The 7,344-nt window shown below is 37.9% G+C and carries 1 protein-coding gene and 2 pseudogenes; all 3 read right to left on the reverse strand.

Going from position 1 to position 7,344, the window contains the following annotated elements; translation table 11 throughout:
* A partial coding sequence (locus tag HMPREF0851_RS15035; protein WP_000428623.1) for a DUF1542 domain-containing protein occupies positions 1–5,872 on the reverse strand: 5,872 nt, incomplete at its 3' end.
* Between the two features lie 424 nt (positions 5,873–6,296).
* Positions 6,297–6,674 (reverse strand): annotated as a pseudogene (locus HMPREF0851_RS16620) (hypothetical protein); the annotation flags it as partial.
* 207 nt (positions 6,675–6,881) lie between these two features.
* Positions 6,882–7,344 (reverse strand): annotated as a pseudogene (locus tag HMPREF0851_RS15045) (IS3 family transposase); the annotation flags it as partial.

Here is a 7,344-nt window from a genome sequence, read left to right on the forward strand (position 1 = left end):
CTGCATCTGCTGCTGACTTAGTCAAGTCTGACGCTGGGATAACTGCTGTCTTACCTTCTGGGGTTGTGACTGTCGCATTGCCTTTATCGTCTACTGCTACAGTTGAACCTGGGTTGACTGCTTTAACCTTATCTTCGATCGCTTTCTTCTCTTCTGGAGTTAACGCATCTGGATTTGCTACTACTGTCTTATCTGCTGGTTTAACGATGTCGTTGCCTGCGTTTGGTTTCTTAGTATCTTCAACAGTACGTACTAATTCTTCTACAGGAATCACTTGTGTTTGACCATCTGGAGTTGAAACTTTAGCATTTCCTTTTTCATCTACTGTTACTACAGAGTTTGGATTTACAGTTTCAACTGCTGCTTTAATTTTCTCCTTCTCAGCATCTGTCAACTTAGCTGGATCATTTACGACTACTTTATCTGCTGGCTTAACTACGTCATTTCCTGCTTTTGGATCATTTGCTGTATCAGCAGTTTTCACAACTTGTTCAGGAGTGATGATTTCCTGATGACCATCTGGAGTTGTAACAGTAATATTTCCATCTGCATCTTGAGTAATTTCTTTAGCATCTGGATTTACTTTCTTAACAGCTTCTAAGACCTTAGCTTTTTCATCGTCTGTTAAAGCACTTGGATCATTTACAAGAACTTTATCAGCTGGAATATTTACTTCACCTACAGCTTTAATAGCTGCTTTATCTGATTCTTCAATTCCATTGACAGATTCTGCTGTTTTAGCTGCATCTACAGATTTTTTAGCTTGTTCTGCAATCTTGTCTACTTGAGCTTTAAGATCTTCTTTAGCTTTAGGAGTCAAGTCGTCACGAGCATCGATTGCTGCTTTCTTAGCTGTTGCTTCGTCATCAATTGCTTTACGAGCGTTTGGTTTATCTTCTACAACAGGTACAGATTTTTCGATTTCTTTTTCAGCTTCGTCTTGAAGTTGCTTAACTTCTGCATCTGTTCCAGCTTTATCGATTTCTTTCTTAGCTTCTTCTGCTAGAGTTTTAGCTGCATCTGCTGCAACTTTCTTCTCATCATCTGTAGCATCTGGAGTGTTTTCAATTGCTTTCAATTGCTCAGCTAATTTATCATCGATTGCTTTCTTAGCTGCTGGTTTCGTTACTGCTTCTGGATTTACAGCTGCAACCTCATCTACACCTGTTTTCTTAGCTGTATCTACTGCTTTTTGAGCTTCAGTTGCTTTTTCTGGTGTATCTGCATTGTCTGGTTGTTCATTAATTGCATCTGTTGCTGATTTAGCCTTATCTTGAGCATCCTTCTTAGCCGCGTCTTTTTCTTCTTGCGTTAAATCAGTACGAGCATCGATTTCTGCTTCTTTCTTAGCTAATTCGTCTGCTACTGCTTTCTTAGCCACTTCTTTCGCTACTGGATTCACTTTCGCAACTTCATCTAATCCAGCTGTTTTAGCTGTATCTACTGCTGCATCTGTTGTTGCTGCATCGATTGCTTCTTTAGCTTTCTTAGCTTCTTCTGTTGCTTTATCTTTAGCTACTTTTTTCTCTGCATCTGTTAAGTCTGTACGGGCATCAATAGCATTATTTTTAGCTGTTAACGCATCGTCGATTGCTTTCTTAGCTGCTGGTTTCTTAACTGCTGCTGGATTTACGGCTGTAACTTCATCTACACCTGTTTTCTTAGCTGCATCCACTGCATCTTGTGCTGTTTTCGCTGCTTCTGGTGTATCCGCTGCATCTGGCTGTTTAGCAATTTCAGATAGTTGTGCATCAGCTTTATCTTTTGCTTCTTTCTTAGCTGCTGTTTTTTCTTCGTCAGTTAAGTCTGTACGAGCATCGATTTCTTTATTTTTAGCTGTTAATGCATCTGCAATTGCTGTTTTCGCTGCTTCTTTCGCTACTGGAGTTACGTTTGCAACTGCTGTAGTTCCAGCTGTTTTAGCTTTATCAACTTCTGCGTCTGTTGTTGCTTTATCAACTGCATCTTTAGCTGCATCTGCTTTTGCTTTTGCAATTTCTTTCGCTTTAGTTTTTTCTTCTGGAGTTAAATCCGTACGAGCATCAATTTCGTTGTTTTTAGCTGTTAATGCGTCATCGATTGCTTTCTTAGCTGCTGGTTTCTTAGCCGCTACTGGATCTACAGCTTTAACGTCTGCTACACCTTTATCTTTTGCACCATTTACTGCTGTTTGGGCTTCTGCTGCTTTTTCTGGTGTTTCTGCGTTGCTTGGTTGAGCATCGATTGCATCTGTTGCTTCCTTAGCTTTTGCTTTAGCTTCAGCTTTTGCTGCGTCTTTTTCTTCTGTTGTTAAATCAGTACGAGCGTCAATTTGCTCTTCTTTCTTAGCCAATTCATCTGCAATTGCTTTCTTAGCTGCTTCTTTAGCTACTGGATTTACAGATTTAACATCCGCTACACCCTTATCTTTTGCATTATCCACCGCAGTTTGAGCTGTTGTTGCTGCTTCTGGTGTGTCTGCATTGTCTGGTTGTGCGTTAATTTTAGCAAGTTCAGCATCTGCTAATTTTTGAGCTTCATCTTTAGCAGCTTTTTTCTCAGCATCTGTTAAATCTGTACGTTTGTCGATTTCAGAATTTTTAGCCGTTAAAGCATTCGCAATTGCTTCTTTAGCATTTTCTTTTGCTACTGGGTTAACTTTCCCAATCGCTGTAGTTCCAGCTGTTTTAGCTTGATCTACCGCATCGTTTGTTGTTGCTGCATCAATAGCTTTAGTTGCTTCTGCTGCTGCCGTATTATTTTTCGCGATAGCTGCATCTTTTTCTGCTTGTGTTAGATTTGGATTTGCTTTAATTGCATCTTCTTTAGCTTTACGAGCTGCTTCAACATCTGCTTTTGCTGCGTCTTTCTTAGCTACTACTGGGTTATCTGCTGCAATTGCACTTGTTCCTGCGTTTTTAGCCGTATCAAGAGCTGTTTTTGTAGTAGCATCATTAATTGCTGTTAATGCTTTTTCTTTATCAGCATTTACTTTAGCAACTGCTGCTGCTTTTTCTTCATCTGTAGCGTTTGGAGTAGCGTTAATTGCTGCAATTTTCTCAGTTGCTGCTGTTTTTACTGCATCAATCGCAGGTTGTTTATCTAATTTAGTGAAGTCTGTTAATGGTCTTACATCTTTAGAACCATCTTTATATGTTACTACTAAGTTGTTACCATCTTTTGTAATTGTATCAATCTTAGAATCTTTGTCGGTTACTTCTTGTCCACGTTTAGATTCTAAGTTTTTATCTTCATTTGTTTTAGAAAACTCAATCTTAACTTTCTCTTTAATTGAGTTAAACTCATCATCTGTTACTGCAGTTGGATCAGCTACTGCTACTTTATCTGCTTCTGCAACATCCGAAATTTCATATCTCTTAGCTTGTGATTTTAATACTAATGTAAATGCACCTGGATCGTTAGCGTATGTACCTGATGAAGCTCCATTTTCGATAATTGCATTATCCGTATCAGTTGCTGTAGCATAGCGAGTTACAATGCGGTATTCTCCATTTTCATCTGTTGGGAATTTACTTGCAGCCAATCCTGGAGTCTCTTTTGTCATCTTACCAGTAATTTTTACAGTTGCTGGTGTTGTAGTTTCTCCATCAATTTGTGTAAAAGTTGTATTATATTCGTTATCAATAACATTTGGATTAGTAGCTTCTACTGGTGATAACGGTTGATTTCCACCTTTTCTTATTGTTGCAAACTTGATTTTTCCTGAATCATCATTGTATTTAATATCAACATCAATATCTTCGTTCGCATATACGTAAACGTCTTTTTTACCGTCTACTGAGTATGGAATCTCCACTGTTGGAGCAACATTCGTACGTGCAAAGTCAGTTAATGGTAATGTATCTGTAGATCCATCGTTATACGTTACCACCATATTATTAGCTACTTTTTCAACAGATTTAATCTTGTCGGCTTTATCGTCAACATTTTGACCTTGTTTCGCAACTAAGTTAGCATCTGTATTCGTTTTAGAATAGTGAAGTTTGATGTTTGCATTGTTTTCACCAACTAGTTTCTTAAACTCTGCATCTGTTACGTTATTAGCATCAACTACTGGGAACTTAGCAGATTCTTCTGCTGGAGTTGTAACATCATATTTTTGAGTTTGTGGCTTAAGCATGACACGGAAGGCATGGTCGTTAGCGGCATCCTTTCCAGAACCAGCGAATTTTGTTCCTTCGACATCTGTAACTGTCACATAACGCCAACCTAAAGGCAGCCCCTGTGGAGTTTCTCCTTTTGTTGCTGCGTCTAGTCTATCTTGTGATAAATTATCTACTGCCTTCGGAGTACCTGAGTATCTGATAACCGCTGGTGTCGCGTCCGATGCTGGTGTTTCAGTTTTAAACTCGTTTGCTGTATATCCATACTGAGTATTGATTTTATCAGTCTCACCGTCTACAGGTTTGAAAGCATTGCTTCCCCATTGTTCCAGTGTGGCTTTTGAAACCTTATCCGAATCATCTTTGATTTTAATATCAAACGAGTTCTCTTCTGCACCATAGACATAGATTTCTCGTTTAGCTTCATCTGAGTATGGAATCTCTACGACTGGATCGACGTTTGTACGTGCCACATTTGAAAGTGGAGTTTCATCTGTCGAATCGTCAGTATATGTTACTACTACTTTTTTGCTTGTAGTATCAACATCAATACTTTTTACTATTGAGCTTTGATTGTCTACAAGTTGTCCTTTTTTAGATTCTAATCTTGCATCTGTACTTGTTTTAGAATGTTCAATTTTAATCTGAGCTTTAATTTTGGCAATATCTGCTTCAGTTAAGCTATCAATATTTGAAACAGCAATCTTATCAGCATTTGATGCTGGCTCTTGGATGCTATATTTGTATGTTTGTGATTTAAGGACAATCTTAAAGTATCCATCTGCATTTACACCACTTCCAGAAGCAGACATTGTCGATCCATCTTTTGCTGTTACACGAAGGTAACGATCCCCCATTGCAAAGTTTTGAGCTTCAGTTTTATTATAGGCAGGTTTACTCATGATAAGTTCATTCGGTTGCCCTGTCATTCTCACTGTTAATGGTGTATCTGTTTCTGTAGTGATCTTTTCGAAGTTATATCCATATCCATCTGTTACAGTTGTGTCATTTACAGTTGTGAACTTCTGACTTGATGCTTGTGTTGTTTCTACGTATGTGACTTTGTTTGTTGATGAATTGATTTTAAATTCTACATTAGCCTCTTCTTTGTTATAAACATAGATTTCTTTTGTAGTATCATTTGAAAACTCTGTAGTGTAAGTAATATTACCTACAGTTTTTGAAGTTTCAGCACGGAAAGCATTGTTTTTGTCTAATTCTTTACCGCTACGTGCATCATTAGATCCTGAGTTTTCGATTGAGTTAGATTCTGATTTAGGTTCAGTATTTTCTGCTGTTTTACCTACAGTTGGTTGTCCGTTAGTTGTGTCTACTACTGGAGTCTCTTTTTTCTCTACAGGTTTGTTTCTTAATCTAGCGTTAGCTGTAGTGACAAGTTTGCTGTAAGCTTGTTTTAGTTCAGCTTGAGTAGTTGCATTCGCTAATGTAGCTTTTGCAGCTTCTAAGTCAGCTTTTAATACTGCAACACTTTCTTCTGTTTTGTTATCGTAAGAACCGTTAGAAAGTTTTGTCTCAATTTCTGAAATATAGCTTTCAAGTTGGGTCTTGTCCAAAGTTGGAGTTGTTGCTTCTACAGATGTCTCTTGTTTGCTTAGTTCATTAGCTGATACAGCTCCATTCCCCAAGAACATGAAAAGAGCAGCGACCGCTACACTAGCCGCCCCAAAACTATATTTACGGATCGAGTAACGCGTGACCTTTTCACGGTGCAGACGTTCAACACGACTCATAGATGGTTTATTTTCCATTATTTTCTTTTCTCCTTTTATAAGGTTAATTGATTTGATTTCCACATGACACCTGCACACAGAAATCTACAATTTACATTTTATATTATTTTCAATATATATGCAAATAATTTGATTTTAAATTTTCGCAAAAAAAAAAAAGCGTTTTGGGAAATCAAGGAATTTTCAGAAAATTTCCGATTGAATTTTTTCTACTTTTTTTGAATAAATATATATGATATTATCCAACTAATCTTATATAAGAATTTAGGCTAGTTCGGAAAAACAGCGGATATATTTTTTAATTTTAGTAAAATAAATAGGTTTGAAGTGTGAAAATAGTGTATTTGTATCTCTATACACTAAAATCATTCGTACAAAATATAAAATCTATTCCAAACAAAAACATGCTACCTCATTTCGGTAACATGTCATCACTTTCTACTTACAACAACGCCTCAAACTCAGAGACAGTCATACCCAACTGTTTACTTGCAACCTCAGAAGTCAGAAGACCTTGGCGGACGAGATTTAGTAAACCTACTTTCAATCCATCTTCGATACCCTCAGATTGTCCTTGTTCAAGACCTTCCGCCCTAGCAGTCTCCAAGGCATAATCCTGTGCTAACAAGGCTTGTTCTTCTCGCATACGTAGTTGACTAAACATTTTCCTGTCCTCCTCGGACCAGCTCTTGTAGTCCAGCAGTTGGTCTGCTTGGCTGATGGCTCGCTCAGGTTGCTGGGTAAAGGGCTTATTCCCAAAAAACTCCAACCACGGTTTGCGAACCTCATCTTTGCTGGTTTCTCTGTATTTGTTAAGTTCTTATTTGTGATGCTCTTTCAATAGTAACTCAAACTCAGCGACAGTCATGCCCAATTGCTGGCTGGCAACCTCGGAAGTCAAAAGACCTTGGCGGACGAGATTTAGTAGCATAGACAAACTACCTTCAACTTTTCCACGTTCTAGTCCCTGTTCAATGCCCTCTTCGCGACCACGTTTGTACTGACCCCAAAAAGTTAGACAATTAATTTATCCGAAGGATTTAGTTCTGTATTGCACAGGGCTAAGTCCTTTTAGTTTTACCTTAATTCGTTTATTGTTGTAGTAATCAATATAGTCTACAATGGCTTGTTCCAATTGATTAAGTGATTTAAACGTCTTCTCGTAACCATAAAACATTTCGGATTTTAAAATTCCAAAGAAGGATTCCATCATGCCATTGTCTGGGCTGTTACCTTTACGTGACATAGATGGCTGAATTCCCTTACTCTCTAGGAATCGATGATAAAAATCGTGTTGGTATTGCCAACCTTGGTCGCTGTGTAAAATGGTATTTTCATAGTATTTCTCTGTAAATGCCTGTTCCAACATCGTTTTTACTTGTTCTAAATTTAGGCGAACAAGAAAGATTATAAGCGATAATTTCGCTATTAAAGCCATCTAAAACTGGTGATAAGTAAAGCTTTTAGAGTACTTGCTGGAATGGTAAATT

This window comes from Streptococcus sp. M334 (assembly GCF_000187745.1).
In the GTDB taxonomy this organism is placed as follows: domain Bacteria; phylum Bacillota; class Bacilli; order Lactobacillales; family Streptococcaceae; genus Streptococcus.